Origin of the sequence: Amycolatopsis deserti, assembly GCF_014653945.1 — a bacterium.
Classification (GTDB): Bacteria; Actinomycetota; Actinomycetes; order Mycobacteriales; family Pseudonocardiaceae; genus Amycolatopsis_E; species Amycolatopsis_E deserti.
The window spans coordinates 511,563-525,758 of record NZ_BNAU01000007.1 but is presented as its reverse complement, the minus strand read 5'-3'; the positions used below and the strand labels follow the sequence as shown (position 1 = coordinate 525,758).

Annotated in this window: 12 protein-coding genes and 1 pseudogene; 12 read left to right on the top strand and 1 reads right to left on the bottom strand. The window is 70.5% G+C overall.

Annotated elements, in window-relative coordinates:
- Positions 1-144 precede the first annotated feature (144 nt).
- From IE290_RS29215 to IE290_RS29205, 3 genes are read left to right on the top strand one after another with little or no spacing between them, the layout of a single operon-like run.
- Positions 145-888: a type 1 glutamine amidotransferase gene (locus IE290_RS29215; RefSeq protein ID WP_191247879.1), complete on the top strand. Its 744-nt coding sequence runs from the start codon at positions 145-147 to the stop codon at positions 886-888.
- 39 nt (positions 889-927) lie between these two features.
- On the top strand, positions 928-3,906 hold the full coding sequence (locus IE290_RS29210; protein ID WP_191247878.1) for a bifunctional [glutamine synthetase] adenylyltransferase/[glutamine synthetase]-adenylyl-L-tyrosine phosphorylase: 2,979 nt from the start codon (positions 928-930) through the stop codon (positions 3,904-3,906).
- Positions 3,907-3,958: 52 nt separating this feature from the next.
- A complete protein-coding gene (locus IE290_RS29205; protein ID WP_191247877.1) occupies positions 3,959-4,384 on the top strand; it encodes an acyl-CoA thioesterase in 426 nt (141 codons plus the stop codon).
- A 19-nt stretch (positions 4,385-4,403) separates the two neighbouring features.
- On the opposite strand, the gene IE290_RS29200 is transcribed toward IE290_RS29205, so the two are convergent.
- A complete protein-coding gene (locus IE290_RS29200) occupies positions 4,404-4,805 on the bottom strand; it encodes a nuclear transport factor 2 family protein (protein WP_191247876.1) in 402 nt (133 codons plus the stop codon).
- A 100-nt stretch (positions 4,806-4,905) separates the two neighbouring features.
- Between IE290_RS29200 and IE290_RS29195 the strand changes: the two genes are divergently transcribed.
- From IE290_RS29195 to IE290_RS38615, 9 genes and pseudogenes are all read left to right on the top strand, one after another.
- Positions 4,906-6,030, top strand: coding sequence for a substrate-binding domain-containing protein (locus tag IE290_RS29195; RefSeq protein WP_191247875.1), 1,125 nt, complete (start codon positions 4,906-4,908; stop codon positions 6,028-6,030).
- 3 nt (positions 6,031-6,033) lie between these two features.
- Positions 6,034-6,789 carry an IclR family transcriptional regulator gene (locus IE290_RS29190; RefSeq protein ID WP_191247874.1) on the top strand — a complete coding sequence of 252 codons (756 nt, stop codon included), beginning with the start codon at positions 6,034-6,036 and terminating at the stop codon, positions 6,787-6,789.
- A 156-nt stretch (positions 6,790-6,945) separates the two neighbouring features.
- A complete protein-coding gene (locus tag IE290_RS29185) occupies positions 6,946-8,502 on the top strand; it encodes a sugar ABC transporter ATP-binding protein (RefSeq protein WP_191247873.1) in 1,557 nt (518 codons plus the stop codon).
- Between the two features lie 59 nt (positions 8,503-8,561).
- Positions 8,562-9,533 carry an ABC transporter permease gene (locus IE290_RS29180; RefSeq protein WP_191247872.1) on the top strand — a complete coding sequence of 324 codons (972 nt, stop codon included), beginning with the start codon at positions 8,562-8,564 and terminating at the stop codon, positions 9,531-9,533.
- A gap of 25 nt (positions 9,534-9,558) precedes the next feature.
- Positions 9,559-10,545 carry a sugar ABC transporter substrate-binding protein gene (locus IE290_RS29175; RefSeq protein WP_191247871.1) on the top strand — a complete coding sequence of 329 codons (987 nt, stop codon included), beginning with the start codon at positions 9,559-9,561 and terminating at the stop codon, positions 10,543-10,545.
- A gap of 21 nt (positions 10,546-10,566) precedes the next feature.
- Positions 10,567-11,568, top strand: coding sequence for a dihydroxyacetone kinase subunit DhaK (locus IE290_RS29170; protein ID WP_191247870.1), 1,002 nt, complete (start codon positions 10,567-10,569; stop codon positions 11,566-11,568).
- Positions 11,565-12,770, top strand: coding sequence for a dihydroxyacetone kinase subunit DhaL (gene dhaL / locus IE290_RS29165; protein ID WP_191247869.1), 1,206 nt, complete (start codon positions 11,565-11,567; stop codon positions 12,768-12,770). The genes IE290_RS29170 and dhaL overlap by 4 nt, the downstream gene beginning before the upstream one ends.
- A gap of 1 nt (position 12,771) precedes the next feature.
- Positions 12,772-13,623, top strand: a complete 852-nt coding sequence (locus IE290_RS29160) for a class I fructose-bisphosphate aldolase (protein ID WP_191247868.1) — start codon at positions 12,772-12,774, stop codon at positions 13,621-13,623.
- Between the two features lie 19 nt (positions 13,624-13,642).
- Positions 13,643-14,170 (top strand): annotated as a pseudogene (locus IE290_RS38615) (NmrA family NAD(P)-binding protein); the annotation flags it as partial.
- Between the last annotated feature and the right edge of the window lie 26 nt (positions 14,171-14,196).

Sequence of the window (14,196 nt, the reverse complement as noted above, 5' to 3'; positions counted from 1 at the left end):
AGCGCCGATGGTACTGCACCCCCGCGGGTGTGGGAGAGTAGGACACCGCCGAACACAACTTCACACAAAAAGCCCAGGGGCTCGGTCGAGAACTTCACGTTCTCCCGAGCCCCTGGGCCTTTTTGTGCGCTTATCCTGAAGAACATGACGCGTCTTCTGGTCCTGCAGCCCGATCCGTCCGATCCGGTCGGGCCCCTCGGTGACTGGCTCACCGCCGCCGGCGCGGAACTCGACATCCGCCGGCTGCCGGAGGACCCGCTGCCCGATTCCCTCGACGGGTACCACGGCCTGGTCTGCCTGGGTGGCGGCATGAACGCCGAAGACGACGCCAAGCACCCTTGGCTCGCCGACGTGCGGGCTCTCCTGGCGACCGCGGCCCGCACCAACGTCCCCACCCTCGCGATCTGTCTGGGCGCGCAGCTCCTCGCGGTCGCCACCGGCGGGCGCGTCGAGCCGGGCGAGTCCGGTCCGGAGGTCGGCGCGGCGCTCGTCGCGAAGAAGGATGCCGCCTGGACCGACCCGCTCTTCGCCGACCTCCCGCTCATGCAGGACGTCATGCACTTCCACGAGGACGCCATCACCCAGCTGCCCCGCGGCGCGGTCCTGCTCGCATCCGCTCCCAAGTACCCCAACCAGGCCTTCCGGCTGCACCGCTGCGCCTACGGCGTCCAGTTCCACATCGAGACCACCACCGACGTCGTGCAGGCCTGGGCGGACGAGGCACCCCAGATGGCCGCCACCCGGGCGCCTAGCGCCTTCGACACCGAAACCCTCGACCGCAACCACGCCGACATCGCCGAGACCTGGCAGCCGTTCGCGACCAGGTTCGTCCGGCTGGCCGAAGGCGCCCTCGAGAGCGCGCCACCGGCGTCCCTTCCGCTCACTTGATCAGCAACGTCACGCCCGACACGGCTACGGTGGACCCTGATGGCAGAGCAGTCACGAGGGGCCGGCTCCCCTGCGCGCTACGGCTTCACCGACGACCGGGCCGAGGAGACCCTCCGCGCGGCCGGATGGTGGACCGACACCGGACCTGCCCAGGAAGCCCTCGACGTCCTGGTCGCGCTCTCCCGCAGCGCCGATCCCGACCTCGCGCTGCGCAGCCTCGAGCGCATCCGTGAGACCGACGAGCAGGGCTGGCCGGAGCTCGACACCGCCCTGCGCGACAACCGCACCCTCCGCGGCCGGCTCGTCGGTGTCCTCGGCACCTCGAGCGCCCTCGGCGACTTCCTCGTCGGCCACCCGGGCGAGTGGCAGCGCCTCGCCGGGGACAAGTGCACCGAGGCCGACTGCTACGCCGACACCATGCTCGACGCCGTCCGTGAGAACGGGGCGATCCGCACGGGCTCGGCGGCCGAGAACGCCCTCCGCGCCGCCTACCGCGGTCTGCTCCTCGAGATCGCCGGCACCGACCTGGGGCACCTCGTCGAGAGCAGCCTCCACCGGCCCCGCTACGCCGAAGTCGCCCAGCAGCTCACGCGCCTGGCCGAAGCCGCGCTCGTCACCGGACTGGAGATCGCGCAGGCCGAGCAGGCTCCCGGCGGCCTCGGCGACACCCGCCTGGCGGTCATCGCGATGGGCAAGTGCGGTGGCCGCGAACTCAACTACGTCAGCGACGTCGACGTGATCTTCGTCGGCGAGGGCGACCTGCAGCTCGCCACCCGGCTGGCGAGCACCATGATGCGCGTCGTCGGCAAAGCGTGCTTCGAGGTCGACGCGGCGCTGCGCCCGGAAGGCAAGCAGGGCGCCCTCGTCCGCACCCTCGACGGCCACGCCGCCTACTACGCGAAGTGGGCCCGCACCTGGGAGTTCCAGGCCCTCCTCAAGGCCCGCCCGGTCGCCGGCGACGCCGACCTCGGCAACCAGTACGCCGAGATGGTCACGTCGATGGTGTGGTCGGCCGCCGAGCGGGAGAACTTCGTCGCCGACGTCCAGCAGATGCGCCGCCGCGTCGAGGGCCACGTGCCCTCCGAGCTGGCCGAGCGTGAGCTGAAACTCGGCCGCGGCGGCCTGCGGGACGTCGAGTTCGCGGTGCAGCTGCTCCAGCTCGTCCACGGCCGCGCCGATCCGAGCCTGCGTTCACCGTCCACGGTCGAGGCGCTGACGGCGCTCGGCTCGGGTGGGTACGTCGGCCGCAGCGACGCCGCCGAACTGGAGATGTCGTACGAGTTCCTGCGCACGGTCGAGCACCGGCTGCAGCTACGCCGCCTGCGCCGCACCCACCTGTTCCCGGACTTCAACGACTCCGGCGAGCTGCGCGTACTCGGCCGGGCGATCGGCATCCGCCCGGAGATGGGCCGGGGCGAGGGCGAAATCCTGCTCGTCGAGTTCCGCCGCCACAACCAGCGCATCCGCCGTCTGCACGAAAAGCTGTTCTACCGCCCGCTGCTGCAGTCCGTCGCCAGCGTGTCCACAGAGGACCTGCGCCTCACCACGAAACAGGCCGCGCAACGGCTGGCGGCACTGGGTTACGCGGCACCCGACGGCGCGCTGCAGCATATCCGGGCCCTCACCTCCGGCGTTTCGCGCCGGGCCTCGATCCAGAAGGCGTTGCTGCCGGTCCTGTTGGACCTGCTCGCCGACACCCCGGACCCGGACGGCGGCCTGCTGGCGTACCGGAAGGTGTCCGAGGCCCTCGAGGACACCCCGTGGTACCTGCGGGTGCTGCGGGACGAGGGCGCGGTCGTCGAACGGCTCGCGTCGCTGCTCGGCACGTCGAAGCTGGTGCCGGACCTGCTCGTGCGCGCCCCCGAGGTGCTGCAACTGCTCGGTGACCCCGCACGGCTGACCGGCCGGACGCCGGCCGAAGTCGCCAAGTCGCTGCGCGCGACCGTGCGGCGGCAGCCGGGACTCAACGCGGCGGTGGCGGCGGCGCGGTCGTTGCGGCGCCACGAGATCCTCCGCGTGGCCGCGGCCGACCTGCTGGGTCTGCTGGACGTGCGCGAGGTTTGCGAGGCGCTGTCCTCGGTGTGGGTCGCGGTGCTGGAAAGCGCCCTGTCCGCCGCGATTCGCAAGCGCTGTGCGGAACTGGGCGGCGAGGCGGCGAAGATCGCCGTCATCGGCATGGGCCGCCTGGGCGGCGCCGAGCTGGGCTACGGCTCGGACGCCGACGTCCTCTTCGTGTGCGAGCCGGCCGAGGGTGTGTCCGACGGCGACGCGGTCCGCTACGCGTCCTCGGTCGCCGAGACCGTGCGCAAGATGCTCGGCGCCCCGAGCGCCGATCCACCCCTGCAGGTGGACGCCGACCTGCGACCGGAGGGGCGCGGCGGACCGCTGGTCCGCACGCTCGACTCCTACCGGGCGTACTACGCGCGCTGGGGCGAGGTCTGGGAGACGCAGGCCCTGCTGCGCGCCCGGTTCGTCGCCGGTGACGCGGCGCTGGGGGAGCGGTTCATCGAGATGATCGACCCGATCCGCTACCCCGACGGCGGGCTCGACGCGGCCCGCGCCCGCGAGGTGCGGCGCATGAAGGCGCGCGTGGACACCGAGCGGATGCCGCGCGGAGCCGACCCGACGCTGCACACCAAGCTGGGCCGCGGCGGGCTCGCCGACGTGGAGTGGACCGTGCAGCTGTTCCAGCTGCGGCACGCGTTCGAGGTCCCGGACCTGCGGACCACCTCGACGCCGGGGGCGCTGGCCGCGCTGGCCGAGGCGGGCCTGGCCGAACCCGAGGACACCGCGTCGCTCACCGAGGCGTGGCTGCTCGCGACTCGGGTGCGCAACGCGGCGATGCTGGTCCGCGGCAAGGCCGTCGACCAGGTGCCCAGCTCCGGTCGCGACCTGGCCGCGGTCGCCCGCGTCCTCGGCCAGAGCGCCGACGATGACCCGGGCGAGTTCCTCGACTCCTACCGCCGCACCACGCGGCGCGCCCACGCCGTCGTCGAGCGGCTGTTCTACGAAGCCTGACGTGGCGAACGTCCCACCCCGCGGCGGCACGACCCCGTCTTACAGTGGAGCGGTGACTGCGCGCGAACCGTTCCGGGTGGAGATCAAGGTCCGGCACTACGAACTGGACACGCTCGGCCACCTCAACCACGCGGTCTACCACTCCTACGGCGAGGTCGCCCGGATCGAGGCGATGGAACGCGCCGGCGGCGACAAGCTGCGCGAGGAGAACGTGTCACCGGTGCTGCTGGAGTCGCACATCGTGTTCCGCCGCGAGATCCGCGCCGGCGAAACCGTCTACGCCACCTGCGAGGCGAAGTTCGGGACCGGCAAGACGTTCCGGATGACCAACAACATCGTCAAGGCCGACGGCACACTGTCCGCGGAGATCACCAGCACGCTCGGGCTGATGGACCTGGAGCGCCGCAAGCTGGTCGAGGACCCGCGCGGCCGCTTCGAACGCGCCGGGGTCGACCTGTCGGTGCTGGGCGCGGAATGATCTGACACCCGCGGCCGCGTCACCCGTAGAGCGCGTCCTTGACGTGCAGGGTGTCGCAGTACTCGCGGATCGCGGTGATCTTGCCGTCGCTCAGGCGGAAGAACAGGGCGTACTCGTTGTCGTACGGGTTTCCGTTGGTGCTCTGGCCGGTGGCGTGCCATTCGATCGCGACGATGGGGCCGTCGGAAACGATCGTGGTCAGCTCGATCTTCAGGCTGCCGTCGGCGAACAGCCCGAGCCCCTGGCCGAGGAAGTCGTTGATGACGGCGTCACGTCCGGCGTAGTGCCCCGCGACGGGTAGTGTCCCGTGCAGATGCCAGCTCGCATCCTCGGCGAGAGTGTCGGCGATGGTGGTGAGGTCGCCGCCGTGGAGAGCGTCGACGAACCGGCGAATGACCTTTTCATTGTCGAGGTTGCTCATGCGCTAGCGCCTTCCGGTCGATATCTCGGCCGCTGGAGCGGTATTGTGAACAAGATACATTCGTCGGTGACGGTGTCAAGTGGGCACAGGGGAGGTTGGTGTGGCCGAGGCGAGCACCGGGGAGCCGGGGCAGTCCGTCGACGTCGCTTCGCGGGTGCCCGCCGTCAGCCGCGCGGTGGCGGTGCTCGACGACATCGCACGCAACGGCCCGGCGACCCTGGCGAACCTCGCCCGGCGGCTGGCCTTGCCGAAGAGCAGCCTGCTCGGCATCTGCCAGGCTCTGACGGAGGAGCGGCTGCTCGCACAGGACCTCGGTGGCCGGTACACGCTCGGGCTCGGCGTGGCGGAGCTGGCCGCGGCTCAGGCCGCTCGCCCACCGCTGTTGAGCACGCTCGGTGTCACCGTGCCGAACAGCGTGAACCCGTTCTACGCGGTGGAAATCGCGGGTATCCGGCAGGCTGCGGGTGAACTCGGTGCCGAGGTGGTCGCGGTCGACGCGGGGCAGGATGCCGACGTCCAGATCCGGCAGATCGACGGGTTCGTCGAGGCCGGGGTCGACGCGATCGTGCTGGACGCCGTCCACTCGACCGCGGTCGGCGAGGTCGTGGCCAAGGCGCAGGCCGCCGACGTCCCGGTGGTCGCGGTCAACGTCGGAGCGGAAGGCGCGTGTGCCACCGTGACCACCGACAACGTGCAGGCCGGGCACCTCGTGGGCAGCTATCTGGCCGGCCTGCTGAAGGGGCGGGGTCGTGTCGCCATCGTGGACGGTCAGCCGGTGACCGCGGTCGCGGACCGGATCGTCGGGTTCCTCGGAGCGCTGCGCGACCACCCGGACATCGAGATCGTCGCCCGCCAGCGCGGCGACCACTCCGTGGCCTCCGGTGAGCACATCGCCCGCCGGCTGTTGACCCGCCATCCCGGTCTGAGCGCGATCTTCGCGATCAACGACCCGATGGCCGCCGGCGTGCTCGCCGCGATGACCGACCTGGGCGTCGCGGTTCCGCTGGTGAGCATCGACGGTGCCGCGATCGCTGTCGAGGCGATCAACGCCGGTGGGCCGTGGCAGGCGACCGCGGCGCAGGATCCGGCGCGGCTCGGGCGGCTGGCGGTGCGGTACGCGGCCCGGGCGCACGCCGGCGACGCGCTCGCGGGCGGGCAGCGCAGGCTCCTGCCGACGACGTTGATCACCAGAAGCAGTCTCGCCGACTACCAGCCGTGGGGATGAACGATGGTTCGATCAGAGAGCCGGGGCGGTTCGCCGGCCGTGCGTCGGGCGGCGCGGGTGTTCCGTGAGCTCGCCGCGCACGACGAAACGATGAGTGTGGCGGAACTCAGCCGCCAACTGGACGCTCCGAAGAGCTCGGTGGCCGACATCTGCGGGGTCCTGACCGATCTCGGCGTGCTGGCGCGGGATCTCGACGGTCGCCTGCAACTCGGTCCGGCCATCGGCCGCATCGCGCGCGGGCTGGTCGGGGGCAGCCGGCTGCTGGAGGTGTTTCCGCGCGCGTGCGCCCAGGCTGAGGGTCTGCGCGGTCGGACTGTCGTGCTCGCGGTGCTGGCCGACCTCGACGTGGCCTACCTGGCGGTCCGGCCCGGTGTGCGTCCCCTGGCGCTGACGTTGAAGCCCGGCATGCGCATGCCGGCTTGGTCCACCGGCACCGGGCGCGCGTTGCTGTCCGCGTTACCGGTCGACGTCGTCGAACGGATGCACCGCGGACGGGTGCCCGAATCGCCGAGCGGCCATCCGTTCCGGCTCGCCGAGCTGACCGCCGCGGTCACCCTGGCCCAGCGGCGTGGATACGCCTCCAACGCCGAACTCGGTGAAATGGAGCTGGCCGGGACCGCGGCGGTCATCAGCGGCCTCACCGGCTGTATCGCGGCGGTGGGCTCGGTCGTCGATCTCGACCAGGTCCGTGACCACGACGAGGACGCCGAGCCGGTCCGCGGCCTCGCTCGCCGGCTCGCCGAGCTGATCCAGGACTGAGCCCCCGGCCTCCGCCGCGAACTCCAACTCCGCTCCAGCCTCTTGACAGAACACCGTGCGCCCTTTTCACTGTTCAGTAATTCGGTCTCAAGGACGAGATTCTGAACATCATCTGCTCGTCTGCGACGTGGCGGGCTGAGCTGGAAGGAGCGGGGCATGGTGGCCTCTGTGGATGACCCGGCCGAGGCGGTCAGCCGGGCGGGCGCGGCGCGCGGCGCCCCCGTGCGTCTGGCCGTGCGGGGACTGGTGAAGAACTACCCGGGTGTCCGTGCTCTGGACGAGGTGGACTTCGACCTCGCGGCCGGCGAGGTGCGTGCCCTGCTGGGCAAGAACGGGGCAGGCAAGTCGACCCTGGTCAAGATCCTCTCGGGCGCGCTGCGACCGGACGCCGGCCGGGTCGAACTGGACGGCCGGGCGGTGCAGCTCGCCGGTCCCGCCGAGGCGCGGGCGGCAGGCATCGCCACCGTCCACCAGGAACTGAGCCTGGTGCCCGAACTGACAGTCGCCGAGAACCTCTTGCTGGGACGCTGGCGCGAGGCGGGCGCGCGGGGGCCGTTCATCAACTCGGCCGCGATGGCTGCCTACGCGGAGCGGCACCTCGCCACCCTGGGGGTCGCCATCGACCCGAAAGCCAAGGTCGGCGCGCTCAGCGTGGCGCAGCAGCAGATGGTCGAGATCGCCAGGGCGCTGTCCTACGGCGGCAAGGTCCTGATCTTGGACGAGCCCACGAGTTCGCTGCCCGCGGTGGAGGTCGCGGCTCTGCTCGACCTGGTGCGGCGGCTGGCCACCGACGGACTGTCCGTGGTGTACGTGTCGCACCGGATGGACGAGATCCCCCAGGTCGCGGACTCGGTGACGGTGCTGCGCGACGGCCGGCACGTCGCTACCCGGCCGATCAGCGAAGCGAACACCGCCCGGATCGTCGACATGATGACCGGAGGCGCGATCCACGCCCACCGTCCGCGGACGACCGCCTCCGGCGGGCGCACCGTGCTCTCGGTGGCCGGTCTGTCCACTGCGGACAGAGTCCGCGACGTGTCCTTCGAGCTGCGCGAGGGCGAAGTAGTCGGCATCGCGGGGCTTCTGGGTTCCGGCCGCACCGAGCTGCTCCGCTGCCTGTCCGGTCTCACCGCGCCGACCGCCGGGTCCATCCGCCTCGACGGGCGGCCGTTCACCCCGCGCGGTCCCCGGCAGGCGATCCGGGCTGGAGTCGGGCTCGCGCCAGAAGACCGCAAGGGGGAAGGACTGGCACTGGGCATGAGCGTGTCGGCCAACCTCGTGATGTCGTGCCTGCCCGCCGTGCGTTCGCGCGGCCTGTTGTCCGGGCGGCGGGAACGCCGGCTGGCGACCGGCAGCTGCACCCGCCTGTCGGTGAAGACGCCGTCGCTGAGCACCGCGGTCGGCACCCTGTCCGGCGGGAACCAGCAGAAGGTCGTCCTCGGCAAGCTCCTCAACGCCGGTACCCGGGTTCTCCTGCTCGACGAGCCGACCCGCGGGGTCGATGTGGAGGCCAAGGACCAGATCTACCAGCTCATCCGGGACCTGGCGGCGGCCGGAACCAGCGTCCTGATGGTCTCCTCCGAACTCGAGGAGCTGTTCGAAGTCTGCGATCGGTTGCTCGTCCTGCGCGACGGCCAGGTGGTGGCACAACCGAAGGTCGCGGACACCGCGGTGCCCTCGGTGATGGCCCTGGCGATGGGGGGACAGCAGTGACCACCCCGATGCCCGCCACGACGCGGCCCACGTCCGGGCCCCCTCCGCAGCGAGGTGCAGTGGCGCTGGTCAGTCGCGCGGGCGGGGAGCACCTCGGCCTGCTCGGCGCGCTGGTCGTACTGGTCGTCGTGCTGTCGTTGGCCGTTCCCAGCTTCCTCAGCGGAAGCAACCTGCTCGACGTGGCGAGGCAGCTCTCGTTCACCGGAATCATCGCCTTCGGCATGACCCTGGTGATCGTGGCCGCTGAGATCGACATCAGCGTCGGGTCGGCGATCGCGTTCAGCTCGTCGTTGTTCGGTTTCCTCGTGGTCCACCAGCACTGGCCGATCTGGCTGGCCGCCGTCACCGTGTGCGTGCTCGGCGCGCTGATCGGCGCGGCTGCCGGGCTGATCCGTGCCGCGCTCAACATGCCGTCGTTCATCGTGACCCTCGCGCTGTTCTCGGCATTGAGCGGCCTGGCACTGCTGATCACCGACGCGGTCCCGTTGCCGATCACCGATCCGGCGTTCGCCACCTGGGGCAACGGAGCGGTGCTGGGGGTGCCCGTCCCCGCGGTGATCTTCCTCGTGGTGTTCCTGCTCTTCTGGCTGATCGCGAAGCGGACCACGTTCGGCCGCAGCGTCTACGCGATCGGCAGCAACGCCGAAGCCGCGCGGTTGTCCGGAATTCCGGTACGCGCCGTCCGGACGACGCTGTTCGCCACAACCGGTCTGCTCGCGGCGGTGTCCGGGCTGCTGCAGACGTCCCAGCTGGGCGCGGGCAACCCGACCATCGGCACGGGTGTCGAGTTCGCGGTGATCACGGCCGTGATCGTCGGCGGCGCGAACCTCTACGGCGGCCGCGGCTCGATGGTCGGGACGCTGCTCGGCGTCGTGTTCATCGGCGTGCTCAACAACGGCATGGTCTTGCTCGGTGTGAACAGCTACGCCCAGAACGTCGCCAACGGGGCGATCGTGCTGCTCGCTGTCCTCGTCAGCGCCATCAAGCCGTCGCCGGGGCCGCGGCGACTCCTCGGTACCGGACGCAACTAGCCGGACAAGAAAGGTCTTCCCCATCATGAAACGCCGATCCACCGTCGCACGGCGGAGAACCACCATCGCGCTCGCTGCCTGCCTGCTCCTGCTCGCCGGGTGCAACTCGGCCGCCACCGACGGCAACCGGCTGACCGCGTGTGTCACCACGTTGTTCCCCACGGGCACGTTCGCCGAGTTCGTCGGCGCTCTGCAGGAACAGGGCGCCCAGCACGGCATGGCGTTCGACGTCCAGGACGTCAACAACGATGCCGCCAAGGAGAACCAGGTGCTGACCGCCTGCGGCACTCGCAAGGTGGACCTGGTCATCGCCAGCGTCGTCTCACCCACCGGGTCACTGGCCGCGCTGCGCCGCCTGAAGTCCAGCGGCGTTCCGGTGGTCTGCTACAACACCTGCCTCAACCCGCCCGATGCTCAGCAGCTCGCGCAGGCGTTCGTGACCAACGATCAGACCCAGCTCGGCGCCACCACCGCCGCGGCGGCCGCCGACTACATCCGGACCGAGCTCGGCGGCAAGGCCACCGTCGCCTACCTGACCTGTGAAACCTACGACGTGTGCAAGCAACGGCGCCAGGGACTCGACCAAGGACTGTCCGGCCTGGACGTCAACGTCGTGGCTGCCCAGGAAGGATTCGTCGTGGACAAGGCCACCCCCGTCGCCACCTCGATCCTCGCCGCGCATCCGGACGTCGACGTCTTCATCGCCGAGAACGAAGACGGCGTCATCGCCGCCGCGAACGCCATCAAGGCACGTGGGCTCACCGGCAAGGCGGTGGTCTTCGGCATCGGCATCAACCCCACCGTCGCTCAGCTCCTGCTCGACCCCGTCGGCACGGTCGTCGAGACCACCGGCCAGGACGCCGCGTCCTGGGCGGGCGAGGTGATCAAGATCGCCGAGCAGATCCACAGTGGACAAAGCGTCACACCCTATGAGCGCTACACGCCCGGCCCTGTCTTCACCCGTGACAACCCCGCCCCGGTCCAGGCGTACCTGGCCGGCCACGCGGGCTGACGACGCAGTTTCGGAGAAACCATGCGGAAGTTCATCAACAAACCGGATGCGGTGGCGAGGGAGACCCTCGACGGGTTCCTCGCCGTCCACGGCCGCGACTTCGAGGCGATACCCGGCACGCTCGCGGTCCGGCGACGGGGTCGGGCCGGCAAAGTCGCGATCGTGTCGGGCGGCGGCAGCGGGCACGAGCCGGTGTGGCTGGAATACCTCGGTCCCGGCTTCGCGGACGCCGTCTGCCAAGGCGACGTCTTCGCCGCGCCCGACCCGCACAGCATCGTGACGACGGCGAAGTCCGTCGACAGCGGGCACGGCATCCTGTTCCTGTACGGCAACTACTCCGGCGACCGGCTCAACTTCGACCTCGCGGCGGACCTGTTGCGCGAGGACGGGCACCAGGTCGAGACGGTCCGGGTCGCCGACGACGTGGCCGCCGCCGGACCGGACCGGATCGCCGACCGGCGCGGCATCGCGGGCGGGTTCTTCCCCGCCAAGATCGCCGGCGCCGCCGCCGAAGCCGGGCGGCCGCTCGAGAGCGTTCGCGCGCTCACCCAGCAAGCCGCCGATTGCACCCGCAGCATCGGCGTGGCCAGCGGTGCGGGCATCGTCCCCGGAACCGGCCGGCCCACCTTCGAGCTGCCGGACGGGAAGATGGAGATCGGGATGGGGATGCACGGCGAAGTCGGGGTGCGCCGCGCGGACCTGATGACCGCCGACGACACCGTCGACGCGATGCTCGACCTCGTCCTCGCCGACCGTCCGGTCCCCGCCGGGCACCCCGTCTGCCTGCTGGTCAACGGGCTCGGCGCGACAACCCGCGCCGAACTGTTCATCGTGGCACGGCGGACGGTGGAGAGCTTGGCCGAGCGCGGAGTCACGATCCACGACACCCAGGTCGGTGAGTTCGCCACCAGCCAGGAGATGCACGGCTTCTCGCTCAGCGTGTTCGCCATGCCGCCGGAACTGCGCCAGTACTACGACGCGCCCGCGCGCACGTCGTTCTTCCACGGGGTGAACGGATCATGACAACGGAACTCACCGCCGAGCAGCTGCGGGCCGTGCTGGTGAGCGTGGCCGACCGGGTCATCGCCGCCGAGCCCGAGCTGAGCCAGGCGGACCGCGAGGTCGGGGACGGCGATCACGGACTCGGGATGACCCGCGGCTTCACCGCCGCGCGCGCCGCGCTCGCCGGCACCACCTTCGGCGACGTGCACGAAGTGTTCACGACGACCGGGAACGCGCTTCTCCGCAGCATGGGTGGAGCGTCCGGAGTCATCTTCGGGCTCTTGTTCCGTGCCGGTGCGGCCAACCGCGCGGCAGCGGACCGCATCGGCGTGCCGGGGCTCGCCGACCACTTCGCCCGGTCCCTGGCCCAGATCACCGAGCGCGGCGGCGCGGCACCAGGCGACAAGACCATGGTCGACGCGCTCGAACCCGCCACACGCGCGCTGGCCGAAAGCGCCGCGGCCGGCCACGACCTCCACACCGCGTTGCGTCGTGCGGCGGAAGCCGCTGCGGACGGCGCAGACCGCACGAAGAACTACCTCGCCCGGTTCGGCAAGGCCGTCAGCCTGAAAGACCGGTCCCTCGGCCATCCCGACCCGGGCGCCCTGTCCACCGCGCTGATCTTCGCGGCCATGGCGGACTGGGCCGGGAACCACCTCACGTCGTCCACCACACCACAGGGAGAGCGGATCATGAACAACGCGGAACTCACCGAACTGAACAAGCGCCGCAAGATCTACCAGATCGCCTTCATCACCCGCGATCTCGAGAAGAGCATGCGGTCCTGGGTGGAGAACCTGGGCATCGGTCCGTGGACCGTCCTCACGTTCACCGAAGAGACCATGAAGTACCTCAAGGTCGGCGATCAGGAAGTCACCGAACCCTTCAAGTTCCTGATCGCGATCTCCTGGATCGGCGACATGCAGCTGGAGATCATCCAGCCGGTGTACGGGCCGACGATCTACGAGGACCACCTGGCCCGCAAGGGCGAGGGACTGCACCACATCAAGGAGCAGATCCCCGACGAAGACATCGACCGCGTGCTCGCCGGCTACCGCGACAAGGGAATCGGTGTGCTGCAGACCGGGCAGTTCGAGACCGACGTCCACTACTACCTGGGCACCGAGCCGAAGCTCGACTTCATCTACGAACTCGGCAATTGCCCGCTGCTCGACCTGCCGCCGGACATGGTTTCGGTCTATCCGCCGGAGGACGCGCGCTGACATGGTCACGCAACGACTGGACCGGATGTTCAACGCCAGCGGCCGTTGCCTCGACGTCGCGATCGACCACGGCATGGTCGACGAACCCAGTTTCCTGGGCGGCATCGAGGACATGCGGTCGGCCGTGCACACCATCGCCGAGGCCGCACCGGACGTCATCCAGCTGACCCCGGGCATGGTGCGCCACCTCGACGGGCTGCGCGGCCACCGCCGCCCGGCGCTGGCGGTGCGCACCGACGTGTCCAATGTGTACGGATCGACGTTGCCGCGGCACCTGTTCTCCACGCTGGTGGACGAGGTCGTGGACATCGCGCTGGCCGCGGACGCGGTCTGCGTGGTCGTCAACCTGCTGCAGCTGCCGGACCAGCCCGAGCTGCACCACCAGTGCATCCGCAACATCGCCAGCCTCAAGCGCGCGTCCGAGCGGGCAGGCATGCCGCTGATGATCGAACCGCTGGTGATGGCGCCCAATTCGCAGGGCGGTTACCAGGTCGACGGCGACCTGGTGAAGATCACGGCGCTGGTGCGCCAGGCAGCCGAACTCGGCGCCGACGTCATCAAGGCCGATCCGTGCACCGACCCCGAAGACTTCCACCGGGTCGTCGAGGTCGCCACGTCGGTCCCGGTCCTCGTGCGAGGCGGCGGCCGGGCTCCCGACGACGAACTGCTGGAACGAACGGCGCAGATCCTGCGGCAAGGCGCCGCGGGCATCGTCTACGGACGCAACATCATCCACCATCCCCATCCGCGGCGGATGGTTCGAGCGCTCATGACGCTGGTGCACGAACCGGACACGCCGCTGCAGACCGCGCGAGACATCCTGTCCGGCACGGTGCCGGACAGCCGAAACTGACACGAGGGGCAACACGTTCATGCGCATCTTCCTCACCGGAGCGACCGGCTACCTCGGCGGCTCGCTCGCCGTGCGACTGGTGGAAGCCGGTCACCACGTTCGTGGCCTCACGCGTTCCGAGACCACGGTCGCCGCCCTCCGCGCGCGGGGCGTCGACCCGGTTCTCGGTGACCTCGACCGGCCCGAAGTTCTCGCCGAGGAGGCACGGGCCGCCGACGCGGTGATCAACGCGGCCGACAGCGATCACGCGCGCGCGGTCACCGCACTGGTCGCCGCGCTGGAGGGCTCCGGCAAACCCCTGCTGCACACCAGTGGTTCGAGCATCGTCGGCGAGGCCACGGCCGGCGAAGCGCAGGAGGAGGTCTATACGGAGGCTGACGTGGCCGAAGGCGGTGCCTGGAAGCCGGCTCCGGACAAGGAGGCCCGGGTGGCGATCGACCGCGCGGTCCTGGCCGCGGCCGACCGCGGTGTTCGCTCGGTGGTCCTGTGCAACTCCATGATCTACGGAACCGGCCTGGGGCTGAGCGCCGACAGCGTCCAGATCCCCCGCCTGGTCGCTACCAGCCGCCGGAC